General features: G+C 50.2%; 13 protein-coding genes. 12 read left to right on the top strand and 1 reads right to left on the bottom strand.

Annotated elements, in window-relative coordinates; genetic code table 11:
- Positions 1–163 precede the first annotated feature (163 nt).
- The 11 genes from NYE70_RS10460 (at position 164) to NYE70_RS10410 (ending at position 12469) form a co-directional block, all read left to right on the top strand.
- The gene (locus NYE70_RS10460; protein WP_211020082.1) at positions 164–706 is read left to right on the top strand and encodes a protease; all 543 of its coding nucleotides are present in this window, start codon (positions 164–166) and stop codon (positions 704–706) included.
- Entirely contained in the window at positions 707–2248 is a 1542-nt protein-coding gene (locus NYE70_RS10455) for a flotillin family protein (protein WP_211020081.1), read from the top strand.
- A gap of 193 nt (positions 2249–2441) precedes the next feature.
- Positions 2442–3287 carry a glucose PTS transporter transcription antiterminator GlcT gene (gene glcT, locus NYE70_RS10450; protein WP_280520389.1) on the top strand — a complete coding sequence of 282 codons (846 nt, stop codon included), beginning with the start codon at positions 2442–2444 and terminating at the stop codon, positions 3285–3287.
- A 228-nt stretch (positions 3288–3515) separates the two neighbouring features.
- The gene (gene ptsG / locus NYE70_RS10445; RefSeq protein WP_341045927.1) at positions 3516–5597 is read left to right on the top strand and encodes a glucose-specific PTS transporter subunit IIBC; all 2082 of its coding nucleotides are present in this window, start codon (positions 3516–3518) and stop codon (positions 5595–5597) included.
- A gap of 93 nt (positions 5598–5690) precedes the next feature.
- A complete protein-coding gene (locus tag NYE70_RS10440; protein ID WP_211020079.1) occupies positions 5691–5966 on the top strand; it encodes an HPr family phosphocarrier protein in 276 nt (91 codons plus the stop codon).
- Positions 5959–7671 carry a phosphoenolpyruvate--protein phosphotransferase gene (ptsP, locus tag NYE70_RS10435; RefSeq protein WP_341045926.1) on the top strand — a complete coding sequence of 571 codons (1713 nt, stop codon included), beginning with the start codon at positions 5959–5961 and terminating at the stop codon, positions 7669–7671. The genes NYE70_RS10440 and ptsP overlap by 8 nt, the downstream gene beginning before the upstream one ends.
- A 1357-nt stretch (positions 7672–9028) precedes the next feature.
- Positions 9029–9685 carry a 50S ribosomal protein L25 gene (locus NYE70_RS10430; protein WP_373316830.1) on the top strand — a complete coding sequence of 219 codons (657 nt, stop codon included), beginning with the start codon at positions 9029–9031 and terminating at the stop codon, positions 9683–9685.
- Positions 9686–9875: 190 nt separating this feature from the next.
- Positions 9876–10595, top strand: a complete 720-nt coding sequence (locus NYE70_RS10425; RefSeq protein WP_211020076.1) for a DsbA family protein — start codon at positions 9876–9878, stop codon at positions 10593–10595.
- Positions 10596–10615: 20 nt separating this feature from the next.
- Positions 10616–11068 (top strand): disulfide oxidoreductase, encoded by a 453-nt coding sequence (locus tag NYE70_RS10420; protein ID WP_341045924.1) that lies wholly within the window; start codon positions 10616–10618, stop codon positions 11066–11068.
- A 172-nt stretch (positions 11069–11240) separates the two neighbouring features.
- Entirely contained in the window at positions 11241–11741 is a 501-nt protein-coding gene (locus NYE70_RS10415) for a hypothetical protein (RefSeq protein ID WP_341045922.1), read from the top strand.
- Between the two features lie 146 nt (positions 11742–11887).
- The gene (locus NYE70_RS10410) at positions 11888–12469 is read left to right on the top strand and encodes a spore coat protein (RefSeq protein ID WP_290406041.1); all 582 of its coding nucleotides are present in this window, start codon (positions 11888–11890) and stop codon (positions 12467–12469) included.
- An 88-nt stretch (positions 12470–12557) separates the two neighbouring features.
- On the opposite strand, the gene NYE70_RS10405 is transcribed toward NYE70_RS10410, so the two are convergent.
- Entirely contained in the window at positions 12558–13448 is an 891-nt protein-coding gene (locus NYE70_RS10405) for a helix-turn-helix domain-containing protein (RefSeq protein WP_247681507.1), read from the bottom strand.
- A 118-nt stretch (positions 13449–13566) separates the two neighbouring features.
- Between NYE70_RS10405 and NYE70_RS10400 the strand changes: the two genes are divergently transcribed.
- Positions 13567–15549 (top strand): glycoside hydrolase family 127 protein, encoded by a 1983-nt coding sequence (locus NYE70_RS10400; protein ID WP_341045920.1) that lies wholly within the window; start codon positions 13567–13569, stop codon positions 15547–15549.
- Positions 15550–15640: the final 91 nt, after the last annotated feature.

The raw sequence follows: 15640 nt of genomic DNA, 5'->3' as shown, positions 1-15640 counted from the left end.
TCATCCAACCTTTTTGTATAAGCCTTATTCGTCATAAAACCTCTCTTTTGGTGAAAAGAGAGGTTTTTTTCTGTCCAAAGCAGGGAAATTATTGAAACAATGCAGAAGTAATAACGTAACAATTATAAAGAGTTAAGGTTTGAGCAGAAAGGGGGGGGACGGTTTGGAGGTTTTGTTCTGGAGCTGTTTTGCAGGCGGCGCACTCTTTGCTTTAATCAGCGCCATTTTAGGAGATGTTGTCGGAAGTTGGCTGGAAGGGGTATTTGACGTGTTCTCGGTGGACTTCTTGAAGCCGGTCGTGACAGCCTCCGCGATTACCACGTTTGGAGGTGCGGGTATTTTGCTAACCCGCTATACCCGAATCGGTAATTTCGGTGTTGTTACTCTGGCGGTTTTGATCGCGCTTAGTTTTTCAGTGCTGATCTATTTTGCTTATGTGAAGCCGATGGAGAACAGCGAGAATTCAATCGGGTATTCCAGTACCGAACTTCCCGGTAAGCTCGGTGAAGTGACCGTACCAATTCCCTCAAAAGGTTTTGGGGAGGTTATGGTCAAATTCGTTGCTGGCAATACGTTACACACGGCCGCCAGTTGGGATCGGCGGAATATTCCCGCCGGAGCACTGGTTGTGATCGTGGATTCCAAGGATGGCGTCGTTCATGTATCCGAGCTGTACGAAACCGAACAAAAAAAGGAGCTGGTGTAATTGTTTGAAGCAGTACCTGATTTCTTGCTTATCCCTATTGTTGTCATTGCCGTCATTATTGTGCTGGGTCTGGCGTTTTGGACGCGCTATAAAACCGTAAGTCCGGATGAAGCGATGATCGTAACGGGGTCCTTCCTGGGAAGCCGTAACATTTCCGATGATGAATCCGGCCGGAAGATCAAGATCGTCCGCGGGGGCGGCGCTTTTATCTGGCCGATATTCCAGAAGGCCGAATTCATGTCCTTGCTGTCCCACAAACTGGACGTCATGACTCCCGAGGTATATACCGAACAAGGAGTTCCCGTTTCTGCGGATGGCGTTGCAATTATAAAAGTGGGCAGCTCGGTGGAAGACGTGGCGACTGCGGCCGAACAATTCATGGGCAAGCCGATTGAATCTCTGAAAGGCGAAGCACAGGAAGTGCTGGAAGGCCACCTGCGTTCCATTCTCGGTTCCATGACGGTAGAGGAAGTATACCGGAACCGTGACAAGTTTGCCCAAGAGGTTCAGGGTGTTGCGGCACGGGATCTTAAGAAGATGGGGCTGCAAATCGTCTCCTTCACGATTAAGGATGTGCGCGACAAACATGGTTATCTGGAAGCGCTCGGGAAACCGCGGATTGCGGCGGTCAAGCGGGACGCTGAAATTGCCGAAGCGGAAGCACTTAGGGATTCGCGGATTCAGAAAGCGCTGGCCGAGGAATCTGGACAGAAGGCGGAACTTTTGCGGGATACGAATATCGCGGAAGCCTCCAAGGAGAAGGAACTGAAGGTAGCCTCCTTTAAGAAGGAACAGGACACCGCCAAAGCGGAAGCCGATCAGGCTTACCATATTCAGGAGGCGCGGGCTAAGCAAACGATGGTCGAGGAACAGATGAAGGTCGAACTGGTCCGCAAAGAGCGCGAAATCGATTTGCAGGATAAAGAAATTATGGTTCGGCAGAAGCAATACGATGCGGAAGTGAAGAAGAAAGCCGATGCCGACCGGTATGCGGTGGAGCAGGCGGCTGAAGCGGATAAAGCGCGGAAAATGCGGGAAGCCGACGCCGTGCAATACTCTATCGAAACTCAGGCCAAAGCTTCCGCCGAACAAAAACGGCTCGAGGGTCTCGCGATTGCGGATGCCGAGCGGGCCAAAGGTACGGCGGATGCGGAAATCATCCGGCTTCGGGGTCTTGCGGAGGCGGAAGCGAAGGAAAAGTTGGCCGAAGCCTTCCAGAAATTCGGCGAGGCGGCTATCCTCGATATCGTCGTGAAAATGCTGCCTGAACTGGCCGGCAAAATCGCGACTCCGATCTCATCGATCGACAAGTTGACGGTAGTCGATACCGGAAAAGGAGAAGGGGCCGCCCGGGTCAGCAATTATGTGACAGAGCTGATGGCGACCGCTCCGGAAATGCTCAAGAACGTTTCGGGCATCGAATTGGATCAGCTTATCAAGGGTTTAACGAAAGGTAAAATTTCGCCCCCTGCAGCGGAGCCCGCTCCGGCAGCCAAAGCTTCCGTGCTGCTTGAAAGCGCCGCTTCGCAAGAAACCCCGTAAAGCTCGGCACTTTGTAAGAGAATAAATAATATACAAATGAAGCATCCCTTCGACCCGGAGGGATGCTTTTCTATAATCCTGGGGATGCTTTTGTATTATTTGAAGTAATGTCTGGCAAGGAGAAGGGACGTGGATTATAATAGGCATAAGCGTTCCGGAGAACAGAATAATGCAGTTAAAATGAGGTGCAATTGTGAACAGCCTTCAAGTGGCCAAAGTGTTGAATAACAACGTCATCATTGCCCATCATCCCGAGCACGGCGAAGTTGTCGTGATCGGTAAAGGCATTGGTTTTAACCGGAAAACAGGCGATTCCATTCCTCTCGAATCGGTAGAAAAGATGTTCATTCTGACCAACCAGCACGAACAGGAGCAGTACAAACAGCTCGTTCCGCAGGTAGATGAGCAATTGATCGAGATCATCGGCGAGATCATTATGTATATTTCACGCAAGACACAAACTGAACTGAATGAACATATACATATCGCGCTCACGGATCACCTCGCTTTTGCCATCAAGAGAGCTGAACAGGATATCGCTTTCCACAATCCGTTTTTGTATGAAACCAAGGAGATCTATCCTGTCGAATATGAATTGGCGGAGTATGCAATCAAGCTGATTCATAGAAAATTGGGGGTTGACCTGGGGGAAGATGAAATCGGATTCGTAGCCCTTCATATCAACAGTGCGATGACGAATCGGCATATCAGCGAAGTACGTGGGCATGCCCAACTGATTGCGGACCTTGTCGCCGCCATTGAGGAAGAGCTCAAGTTTACGATTTTGCGAAACTCGCTGGACTATTCCCGCCTTCTTACGCATTTGCGGTTTGCGATTGAACGCATCCGTCGAGGTGAGCAGGTCGGAGAAGTGGAGAAACTGGATACCCTGTTAAAGCAGGAATATCCCTTGCTGTATTCCCTTGCTGGGAAGCTAACGATGATCATGGAAAAGCGCTTGAACAAGCCCGTTTACCCGGCCGAGGTCAGTTATTTGACGATGCATTTGCACCGGGTAGCTCCTCCTCATATCCAATGACATAACTTGCGCTTGCTTGGCAGGTTTGTTATAATCTTTGCGATAAACAACACTATATATCACAATGTGTGACTGATTCGATCAGGCATGAGTTGATAAAAGCTTTTTGATTGTATCGCCGGTTTGCGGGGTATTATAACCGTAAATAAGGCGTACAGTTGGAAACTTTATTGGCTTATGCTTTTTTTGTTGTTTAGTACATCAAAGATTGCACGTAGGAGGATGTTTATGTTCAAGAGGTTATTCGGCGTCTTGCAAAGAGTCGGTAAAGCGCTAATGCTACCTGTAGCACTGCTGCCTGCTGCCGGTCTGCTTCTTGGGATCGGGAATATGCTGGTCAGCCCCGAGTTCCTTGATCTCGTACCCGTTCTGGATAATCATACTGTACACGCCATTGCCACTGTAATGATGAATGCAGGGCAAATCGTCTTTACGAACCTGGCTCTGTTATTCGCAGTCGGCGTAGCTGTCGGCTTGGCCGGAGGCGAGGGCGTGGCAGGACTCGCTGCGATTATCGGCTATCTCGTCATGAACGTGACGATGGGCTCGGTGATCGGCGTCGTACCGTCCATGATAGGTACCGACCCTGCGTATGCCAATGTACTGGGGATTCCGACGCTGGCTACCGGTGTTTTCGGCGGGATTATCGTCGGGATATTAGCGGCAAGTATGTACAACCGGTTCTTCAAAATCGAGTTGCCTTCCTATTTGGGCTTCTTTGCCGGTAAACGGTTCGTTCCAATTATGACCGCGGCAACCTCGGTTATTCTCGGCTTGATCATGGTGGTGATCTGGCCGCCGATTCAGACCGGACTTAATTCCGCTTCCCACTTTATGCTTGAGCAGAATCGGACCTTGTCCGCATTCATTTTCGGAGTCGTCGAGAGAGCGCTGATTCCGTTCGGTCTCCATCATATTTTCTATTCACCGTTCTGGTTCGAGTTCGGAGAATATGTGAACAGTGCGGGACAGCTGGTACGCGGCGATCAGCAAATTTTTATGGCCCAATTGCGCGACGGCGTTCCGTTTACCGCAGGTACGTTTATGACCGGGAAATTCCCGTTCATGATGTTCGGCCTGCCGGCTGCGGCACTCGCCATTTATCATGAGGCCAAACCCGAGCATAAAAAGTATGTGGCGGGCATTATGGGTTCCGCGGCACTGACTTCGTTTTTGACGGGGATCACGGAGCCGCTAGAGTTCTCGTTCTTGTTCGTAGCTCCGATACTTTTTGCGGTACACTGCGTCTTTGCGGGTTTGTCTTTTATGACCATGCACATTCTTGGAGTCAAAATCGGGATGACATTTTCCGGCGGATTGATCGATTATCTGATCTTTGGGGTTATACCGGGACGCACCCCTTGGTGGTATGTGATTATCGTCGGCTTGATTCTCGCCGTAATTTACTATTTTGGCTTCCGGTTCGTTATCCGAAAGTTCAATTTGAAAACGCCGGGGCGTGAAGATACAGAGGCCGGCGACGAGGATAACTCGAAACAAGGCAAAAGCGTTACTCAAGACGAGCTTCCGCATAATATATTGACCGCGCTTGGGGGAGATGCGAACATCGCGCATCTGGATGCCTGCATTACCCGTTTGCGAGTCGAAGTGAAGGACAAAGGAAACGTCGATAAAGACCGCCTCAAGAAACTGGGCGCCTCCGGAGTTCTGGAAGTGGGTAACAATATTCAGGCTATATTCGGTACACGCTCGGATACGATCAAATCACAGATCGCTGATATTATGAGCGGAAAGACGCCTAGAATTGAGACACGGGCAGATGCCACGGTTGATGCTGCAGAGCAAAAGCCAGCCGTCGTGGAGCAGGAGGCTGCCAAAGACGGGGATGCGATCATCCAGGAGGATATCGTGATGCCGGTGAATGGCGAGCTTATGGATATCACCCAAGTACCGGATCCCGTATTTTCCGAAAAAATGACCGGCGACGGTTTTGCGGTTCTGCCGCATGACGGTACGATTTGCTCTCCGGTTTACGGTAAAGTATTTAATGTATTCCCGAGCAAGCACGCTGTTGGCATCATGTCCGATGGCGGCAAAGAAGTGCTCGTGCATATCGGAGTCAATACGGTGAAACTGAAGGGTCAAGGCTTTAATGTCCTGGTTAATGAAGGAGACCTGGTCTCTGCGGGGCAGCCGATCATGGAAGTGGACCTGGAATATGTGAAAGAGCATGCTCCTTCCATCATTTCGCCAATCATTTTCTCCAATCTTCCGGAAGGCTCAGTGGTGACGTTGAAGAAATCCGGCACATTGAAAAAAGGCGAAGAGGATATTATATCGATCCGCTAAAGGATCATGGAGAAGGCAGATATTGGATTTGGTTATTACAATCCCTTAAAATAAAAGGGAGAATTCTTAATAAGAAAGCGAGATGCATTTAAAATGGAAAAAAATTTCAGAATTACAGATGAAGACGGTATCCATGCACGCCCGGCAACAGCTTTGGTCAATACCGCTAATAAATTTAAAGATTCAGAAGCTTTTGCAGAGGCAAACGGTAAAAAAGTGACGCTTAAATCGATTTTGGGCGTTCTTTCCCTCGGTTTGGAAAAAGGGGACTCGATCAAGCTGATCGTGGAAGGCGATAGTGCGGCCGAGGCTCTTCAAGCGCTCACGGATGTGATGATTAACGAAGGGTTAGGCGAAGTGAATGCTTAAGATCGACGGCATTGCCGCATCGGCCGGGGTAGCGATTGCCCCCGCTTTTAAACTGGAGCATCCCGATTATACGGTGAAGAATAAAAATGCTGCCGACCCGGCCGCCGAGTTGGCCCGTTTGGATGAAGCTCTGGCAACCTCCCAGCAGGAGCTTGAAGCGATCAAAGAGCGCACGCTTCAGGAGCTGGGGGAGAAAAAAGCGGAGATCTTCGAATCTCATCTGTTGATTTTGAACGATCCGGAGCTTTTGACGCCGGTTCGCGATAAAATCTCGAGTGAAAATGCAACAGCTGAATATGCACTGGATGAAACATCCAAGCAATTCATCAGCATGTTCGAGAATATGAAGAGCGCGTACCTTCGGGAACGCGCGGCCGACATGCGTGACGTGACCAAACGGGTGCTGACGCACCTGCTTGGTCTCAACTATGTGAATCCCGCTGATATCAGTGAGGAAGTCATCGTCATCGCCGAGGATTTGACCCCTTCGGATACGGCTCAGTTAAACCGTAAATACGTTAAGGGCTTTACGACAAATATCGGGGGAAGAACATCCCATTCAGCCATTATGGCCCGTTCTTTGGAGATTCCTGCTGTAGTGGGAACGAAAGACGTATTATCCCAAGTAAATTCCGGTGACATGATCATTGTCGACGGACTTGACGGAACCGTTATTGTCAATCCTTCGGCAGAGGTGATCGAAGAGTACAAGAGCAAACGGGACAATCACCTTCGTCAGATCGAAGAGTGGAAGAAGCTTCGGGAAGTTCCGACCGTCTCGAAAGACGGTGTTCATGTCGAACTGGCGGCTAATATAGGTACGCCGAACGATGTGACCGGCGTTCTTGAGAACGGCGGCGAAGGCGTAGGCTTGTACCGTACGGAATTCCTTTATATGGGACGGACGGAACTGCCTTCGGAAGAAGTCCAGTTTAACGCTTATAAGACGGTTCTGGAAAAGATGGAGGGCAAGCCCGTCGTCGTCAGAACGCTTGATATCGGCGGAGACAAGGAGCTTCCGTATCTCGATTTGCCGAAGGAGATGAATCCGTTCCTCGGATTCCGCGCGGTACGGCTTTGCCTGGACCGGAAGGATATTTTCCGGACCCAACTTCGTGCGCTGCTTCGGGCGAGTACCTACGGGAATCTGCGAATCATGTTCCCTATGATCGCTACCCTTGATGAATTCCGGGAAGCCAAGGCGCTGTTGCTTGAGGAGCAGGAGAAGCTGGTCGCCGAGGGAATCGCGGTTTCCGACTCCATTCAGCTAGGCATTATGGTCGAAATCCCTTCGACCGCCGTCCTTGCGGACCAGTTCGCCAAAGAAGTCGATTTCTTCAGCATCGGAACCAACGATCTCATTCAATACACGATGGCGGCCGACCGGATGAACGAACGTGTCTCCTATTTGTATCAGCCGTATAACCCTGCGATTCTTCGCTTGGTGAAGATGGTAATCGATGCAGCCCACAAAGAAGGCCGTTGGGCCGGAATGTGCGGGGAGATGGCAGGGGACGCTACGGCGATTCCGCTCCTGCTAGGCTTGGGTCTTGATGAATTCAGCATGAGCGCGACATCCATCCTTCCGGCCCGTTCGCAAATTTCCAAGCTCTCCAAAGCGGAGATGAAGGCTTTGGCGGAACAGGCACTGGAGCAGCAAACGGCTGAACAAGTCGTGAAGCTTGTTCGGGGGATCGGGCAATAAGCTGGTTTGGTTCTTTTCCAACATTTTGGGTTTCATTTTGGGTTTTTCCTATTCCGGTGCCTTTGGGCACCGGTTTTTTAGTTCTTGGTGGTTTAAGCTGACTGAGCTGTCTAAGCAGACTGAGCTGCCTGGGCGATCTGGGCAGATTGAGCTGCCTGAGCAGACGACCAGCCCGAGCAGACGACCAGCCTGAGCTGCCTACGTGACTGAGTTGCCTAAGCTAACTGAGCTGTCTGCTTGACTACTTTGGCTCTGCGACTGGGCTGTCCCGCTGCCGACGCAACCTCGATTTCTGCGATTTCTGGTGCAATGTAGCAACAGCTTCCAATTCTAACGGACATGAGAGCCGTTAAACCTCCCGAAAACGAGGATTTACTTTTCTAACGGACACCAGAGCTCTTATTCGTGCCGAACCTCAAAGAAGATGGACATATTCAGACGATTAAGGTCTCCTGTGTCCGTTAGATTACTCAGGAGGCTAAAAACAGCTAGTTAAGGTCTCCTATGTCCGTTAGAGAAACTCGCACCTTAGTGTTCCCATTGCTACAATACTGGCGCTGCCTAAGCTACCTGCCTGAGTAACCGACCAGCCTGAGCTGCCTGAGCTGCCTGAGCAACCGACCCAGCCACGTTTTCGGGGCTTTCTGATGCAAAATAGTCGCAGTTGCGTAATCTAACGGACATGAGAGACGTTAAACCTCCCGAAAACGAGGATTTACTTTTCTAACGGACATCAGAGCTCTTATTCGTGCGACACATCGAAGAAAATGAACAAATTCAGGCGAATAAGGTCTCCCGTGTCCGTTAGATTGCTCAGGAGGCTAAAAACAGCTAGTTAAGGTCTCCTATGTCCGTTAGAGAAACTGCGCACCTCAATACCCACATTACTCATCACCCATCACCTCATCATTCTCATTAGGTATCACCCATCACCCATCACCCATCAAACCACCATCCCACCGCCCACTTTGCTTACCGCCCATCCTCACGCTATCCAAATTACGCATCACCCAACACAACAACATCCACTCTGCTCATCACTCTTCACACCCACCTCCCTCATTAACTCACCACTAATATCTCATCACGTCGCCGAAGCCCTCTCTCAAGCCAATCGATCACCTTGTCCACCATTCACCTATAGCAATTATCGACTAGCCATCTAACTAACCTCATGCATGCAAATGTTCATTAATTGATAAGTCCCATCACAGCTCAAGCAGGTGTCTGTCGACCCCCATTCATTCTTTTTCACATCAAAAAAGCGATGAAGCGCCGACATCTTTTTATGTCGGCGTCGTTAAAGAAGGCCTCGAATTGGGTAAGATAGTCATATGGCACAAATTCCAGGAGGTAGATGCATATGGCAACGAACCAAAGTTTGAGTGCTTCGCGAAGAGAAGAATTTACCCGGGCGTCGCTGCGGCAATTGAGAGAAGGCGGACGGATTCCGGCAGTTATATATGGAGCGCAAACGGAGAGTCTGCCGATTCACGTTGACGCTAAGGATTTGGCAAAAGTGTCGCGGACCGGCCGGTCGGAGTTTTTTGATCTGAAGGTAGAGGGCGGGGAAACTTACCCGGCACTGATCAAGGAGATCCAGCAGCGCAGAGGCGTTGTCGCGCATGTCGATTTCCAGAAGGTGTCCAAGAACAAACCGATCCGCGTAAAAGTACCGTTGCACTTAACCGGTACTGCTGAAGGCACAAAGGCCGGTGGCGTGTTACAGGTTCAAGCTACGGAACTGGAAGTCGAGGGATTGCCGGATGATTTGCCGGCAAATATCGAAGTCGATATTAGCTCGCTTGGAACCGGCGATAAGTTGACTGCGGCAGATGTAAGTTTGCCAAGCGGGATTACTCTCATCGGTGCTGAGGAAGAACTGCTGGCTTCCATCGTGCTGCCACGCGTGGTCGAGGAAGAAGTGGATACCGGAACAGGTGCCGAATCGGCGGAAACGGCTGGCGAGGAGACAGAAGGGGATATCGGTACAGCGGACGGAAACGACGCGTAGTTCCTCTTGGACCGTTAATAACATAATAGGAATATGAAGAAAATGGCGGCATAAGGACTGGATCCTGACACCGCCATTTTTTTTGGATTTCCTCTCTTTTCCTCTTAACTTGACGAAAATTGATTTTGTAACTAGAATGGTTGCAGGATCTAGCAAAGTTACTATTTTATAAGAGGAAAGAAGGGGTTGCATGCCACCGAAAAAACAAGGAAACGCCTTGGCTCAGCGAAAATCGAATGCGGAAAAATTGTTGCAACAGCAGCGGAAAAGACGGTTGATTTGGTTCTCCACCGTGGGCGTTCTGCTCATTCTCATTGTTGTCGTCCTATCTTTGGATCCGAAGCCGGTCGTAAAAGCCGCCTCGTTTGATTACGACAATTTGCCAGTGCTTGGGCAAAGCGATGCTCCGGTCAAAATCGTGGAATTTGGGGATTTCAAATGTCCGGCTTGTAAAATAGCCAACGACACCATCAAACCGCAGCTGGTTAATGACTATATAGAGCAGGGGAAAGTGGCGTTCTATTTCATGAATCTTCCGTTTATCGGACCCGATTCGACGACGGCGGCGCTTGCCGTGCAGTCGGTGTATCATCAGAACAAGGACGCTTTTTGGACTTATTTTGACGCTATTTATGGCAACCAAGGCGAGGAGAAGGTCCAGTGGGCTACGGCTGAATATTTGGTCGGGCTCGCGAAGGAGATCAATCTTCCTGTCGACTATGATTTGCTTCAGAAAGATATCGAGGATAAAACGTATATAAACGAAGTTACCGAGCATTACAACAAAGCTGACAAGCTCAAAATTGACAGCACCCCTACATTCTTTATTAACGGCGTAGAGTTTACCGGCAATCTTGGAAACTATGATGAGTTCAAGCAAGCCATAGATAACGCGTCAAATAATAAATAATGTGGGGAGAGGATCGGCGGATGCGCTCTTTTTTCAGAAATTACGGTGTTTATCTAGCCTGGCTGGTCTCGTTAGTAGCTACCTTGGGCAGCCTGTATTTAAGCGAAGTGTTGCATTATGAACCCTGCAGATTGTGCTGGTTTCAGCGGATTTTCATGTACCCTCAAGTAGTTGTGCTTGGGATCGCAGCTTACCGTAATGACCGTTCGGCAGCCATCTATGCCATTCCTCTCAGTGTGATCGGCGGTTGCATCTCTATATACCATTATGCCGAGCAAAAGATTCCGGCGATGTCCAAGCTGCTTCCGTGCAAGGTAGGCATCCCGTGTAATTTCGACTACTTGAACTGGTGGGGATTTATCACCATTCCGTTCATGGCGCTGATCGCATTTGTGCTGATCATTTTGTTTATGTCCGCAGCGCGTAAGGGAATGCAGGAAGATACTGCAGAGGAAACCTCGAACGAAGTATAGAATTAGAAGAAAACCGCCTGGTTAGGCGGTTTTTGTTTTAGGCTCAGCTTCATCGGTTAATCCATATTAACAATGAATGCCCTAATCTTTATAGCGGATTATGCAGGCTACATTAACGGAACCTGTAACTTTTCAGAGTAATCATTCGTTCGTTATTATGGAGGTGTTACTTATGACTAGACACAAAAAAATACTGACCTTTGCAGCGGTAGCAGTTCTGACACTTGCACTTACAGCTTGCGGGGGGAACGCCGGTAATGCCGAAAACAACGGTAACGCCGGTAACACCGGAAATTCCGGGAACGTGGAGAACTCCGGCAACGCAGGAAACGCCGGGAATTCCGGAAACAATGTAGATCCTTCATCGCCAACTGACGAGAATGGTACGAACGCAGGCAACTCAAGCAACTCAAGCACGGGGCAGCCTGATTCGGAGCAAACTTCGAAAACAAAGCAAGGAAAAGGAACCTGGGTAGGACTTGAAGACAGTCACTCCGCCGAAATTATGATGAACGGGGTGCCGGAATCTTTTCAATTGAGTGAAAGTGTTCAGGGGACAGCGGACGGGTTGAACTCCGACGATGCCGTGGAATTTGAATATGTAGAGAAAGCTATAGAGGGCGAAGCATCTCTCAAGCAGAAGACGATTACCAAGCTCGGTAAAACAGGATAAGAATGGTATGAGAGTGAAAATGGGAATTCCGTGGATACGGGGTTCCTTTTTTTGCTTATGAAGGTTACCCGGGATAATAACTGCGGAGAGAGAAAAAATAAGTGGGAATGAAAATTAACCTAATATACCGAAAGGAAGAATGCACTTTGCTATTAGGCGCCCACGAAGCTCATGAATTGAACGAACTGCTGCTCAGTTGCACCAACTCTATTCAAAGTATGGCCTTGTTTTTGAATCAGGCACAGGATCCTGAACTGCGGGATATGATCTCCCGCCACTATGCCGTGCATATTCAAGATTACAACATGAAGGTAGAGTTTGCGTCAAAAATGCAAGGCTCCCGGGACCAGTTAAACGTGCCTCAGCTGAGCATGAATCCGGCTACTGCTCCTTCGCCAGCTCCGTCTCCGACGGCTTACACGCCGATTCAGCCGCAGGTTAAGCTGACCCAACTGGACGACCGCGGCATCGCGACTTCTTATTTGCTTACGCTGAAACGGGCGGGCCGAGAATATGCGTGGTCCACGTTCGAGTGCTCGACGGTTCAATTGCGGGTATTTTTGGAGGATGCGTTCCGGATGTGCTCGCACCAGGCGTTTGAAGTATGGAGCTACATGGCCCGCAAAGGATGGTATGCGGTGGCGACGGCTCCGGAACAGACGATGCAAACGCTGGGGCAAATGTATCGTGAGGTTCCGTTCCACCAGCCTATGAGCGTATACCGCTAGGCGGTCATATTGTCGTAAAGTTGAAAGCTGTTCCAATCCCGGAGTAAAGAGCGGGGGGAACAGCTTTTTTGTGTAAAATGAATTGCTCCTACCTGGAATATTGTTTTCGGAATTGCTGAGGGGAACAGCCGTTTTTTAAGGTGAACCGGTTAGAGAAATAAGGGGCGTTCCTGAAGCCGACCTCCTTGGCAATTTCCGCCACCGGCCATTCCGTTTTGAGCAGCAGCAGTTTTGCCTGTTCCAGCCGGTAATGCAGCAAATAGTCATTCGGCGTCATGCCGTAGATCTGCTTCATGCACCGCGTAATATAGTTATAGTGAAAATGCAATGCCTCTGAAAAGCTTTGGCTCGTCAACTCGGACCGATAGTTGTTTCTGATATAAGCCTCCGTTTGCTCGGCTAAGGTAACCACGGGGGAAGTGGTTTGCTCCAACTGGCGCAGGTCCATCATGCGCAGCAGTTCTTCGAAGGATTGCTGCTGGGACCAATACGCGCTGGATTGGCGTTCTGCCGAGTATTGACGCAGCCGGTCCATCAGCTGATAGGTCTGGGCAGGGTAAGGAAGAGTCCACATTTTAGGAAGCTGGATGGTGTAAGGCGACGTTTTGAAAGTCCGGGAGTGCTCTTCGGGCTGGAACGCGGCCGGGATTTCGGACGGGGTTTCCTGCCAGGAGCAAATTGTGTGAAAATGAAGCCAGTAAAAGGTACACCGGTCTTCGCAAGGCTTTACGGCATAATGGTACCGGTCCGGTAGAAGCAGTAACGATTTCCCCGGTCCCAGCTCCCATTGACGGTCTTCCTCGCCGATATACATAGTGCCGCTCTCGATAAACAGCAAATCAAAAACGCCGATGTTACTGCGGTTGGGATGCTGATCACCAGCATTATAAACGGCATATCCGCACTCCAGGAAATAAGGAGCCGGGGGAGCCGGGATATGGACGATTTCAGCAGCTTTGATCACGTTTGTCTTCACCATCACTTTGTGTGAAAAATTATAAATAATAGGTTGCTCTCATTTGTATTATTTATTAAATATATACGATAGAATGAATCTTGTCAGTATGATATTTCAAAAGAAGGAGGGCCTCTGAGTTATGTGCGGAACGGGAGCTGAACAAAGTATTCACTCTGCAAGAGTGCCTTTAAACCAAGTGAAGATTCAAGATGAATTCTGGGATTATTACATTAAACTGGTGCGCGAGGTGGTTGTCCCTTATCAATGGGATGCGCTGAACGACCGGGTGAGCGGTGCGGAACCAAGCGGAGCCGTACGCAACTTTAAAATAGCGGCGGGTCTGGAGCAAGGCGATTTTTACGGTATGGTGTTCCAGGACAGCGATATCGCCAAATGGCTTGAAGCGGTAGCTTACTTGCTAGAATTGCAGCCGGATCCGGCATTGGAGGAAATCGCGGACGGGTTGATCGACATTATCGAACAGGCCCAGCATGAGGACGGCTACCTGAACACGTATTTCACGCTCAAAGAACCCGGTCAAAGATGGACCAACTTGGCGGAATGCCATGAGTTGTATTGTGCGGGACATATGATCGAGGCGGCGGTGGCTTATTACCGGGCTACAGGAAAAAGAAAGCTGCTGGACGTTGTAAGCCGGTTCGCCGATCACATTGATTCCGTGTTCGGAACCGAGCCTGGGAAACTGGCAGGGTATGACGGACACCAGGAAATTGAGCTGGCGTTGGTCAAGCTGTATCAGGTGACCGAAAATGAGCGATATTTGCAGCTCAGTCGTTATTTTCTGGATCAACGGGGGCAAAAGCCGAGTTTTTATCAAATTCAGTTGGATGAACGCGGCGGGAAAACCCATTGGCCGTCAGGCAATGAGGCGATCGATCTGGAATACAACCAGTCGCATCTGCCGGTGAGGGAGCAGGAGACGGCGATCGGCCATGCGGTCCGCCTGCTTTATATGCTGACGGGGATGGCGGACGTGGCGGCCGAAACGGGAGATGAATCCTTGCTGGCGGCCTGCCGCAAGCTGTGGGACAACATCGTTTCCCGGCAAATGTACATTACGGGCGGCGTAGGCTCCATGCCGCAGGGAGAAGCCTTCTCCTTCGATTACGATCTGCCGAACGACACGGTGTATGCGGAGACTTGCGCTTCGATCGGTTTGATCTTCTTTGCCCAACGGATGTTGAAGCTCGCTCCCGAATCGCAATTTGCCGACGTGATGGAAAGAGCTCTGTACAACACGGTAGTCGGCGGCATGTCCAGAGACGGCAAGCATTTCTTCTACGTTAATCCACTGGAGGTCGATCCGAAGGCTTGCGGCGGAGCAAACCACAAATACGACCATGTCAAGCCGGTGCGCCAGGAATGGTTCGGCTGTGCCTGCTGTCCGCCTAACGTGGCACGGTTACTGGCTTCTTTGGGAGAGTATATCTATACGGTACAAGGGGACACCATTTATACGCATCTCTATATTGGCGGGGAAGCGGCGCTTGAGCTTGGAGAGAGCAAGGTTACGTTGAAACAGGCTTCGAATTATCCGTGGGATGGCGAGATTAAGCTGGAAGTGTTCCCGGAACAGGCCGGTGAAAAGTTTACTTTGGCCGTACGGATTCCGGGCTGGTGCAAACAGGCATCGCTTCTGCTGAACGGCTCGGCGTATCCGCTGGGCGATAACACGGTAGTGAACGGTTATGCACGAATCGAGCGGGAGTGGCAGTCCGGTGATGTGCTGGAGCTTCGTCTGGAAATGCCGGTACTTCGCATGCACAGCCATCCTTCGGTCCGCGCCAATGCGGGGAAGGTTGCACTGCAAAGAGGACCTCTCGTCTATTGCCTGGAACAGGCGGATAACGGGCCGGACTTGCACGAGGTCGTGCTGCCGCGGGATGCGGAGCTGAAGGCAGCGAAGGAAGAGGAGCTTCTTGGCGGCGTTGTAGCAATAAGCGCCGAGGGCCTGCGGCTGCGGGATGAAGAATGGAGCGGCGGTCTATATAGTCCGGAGCCGGCGCTTGGGATGAAGCAGGCAACCGTCAAGTTTATTCCTTATTATGCCTGGGCCAATCGCGGTGAAGGCGAAATGACGGTGTGGGTAAGAGAGCAATAATACAGAAATGCAGGGATCGGTCCGTAGGCTGCGAGAGCAGCGGAGGGCCGGTCTTTTTTTTGAAATAATCAGAATTTCTCCCAGCGAATTT

The organism is Paenibacillus sp. FSL R5-0407, from assembly GCF_038009185.1.
GTDB lineage: Bacteria > Bacillota > Bacilli > Paenibacillales > Paenibacillaceae > Fontibacillus > Fontibacillus vini.
This window is presented reverse-complemented; position numbering and strand designations above follow the sequence as displayed.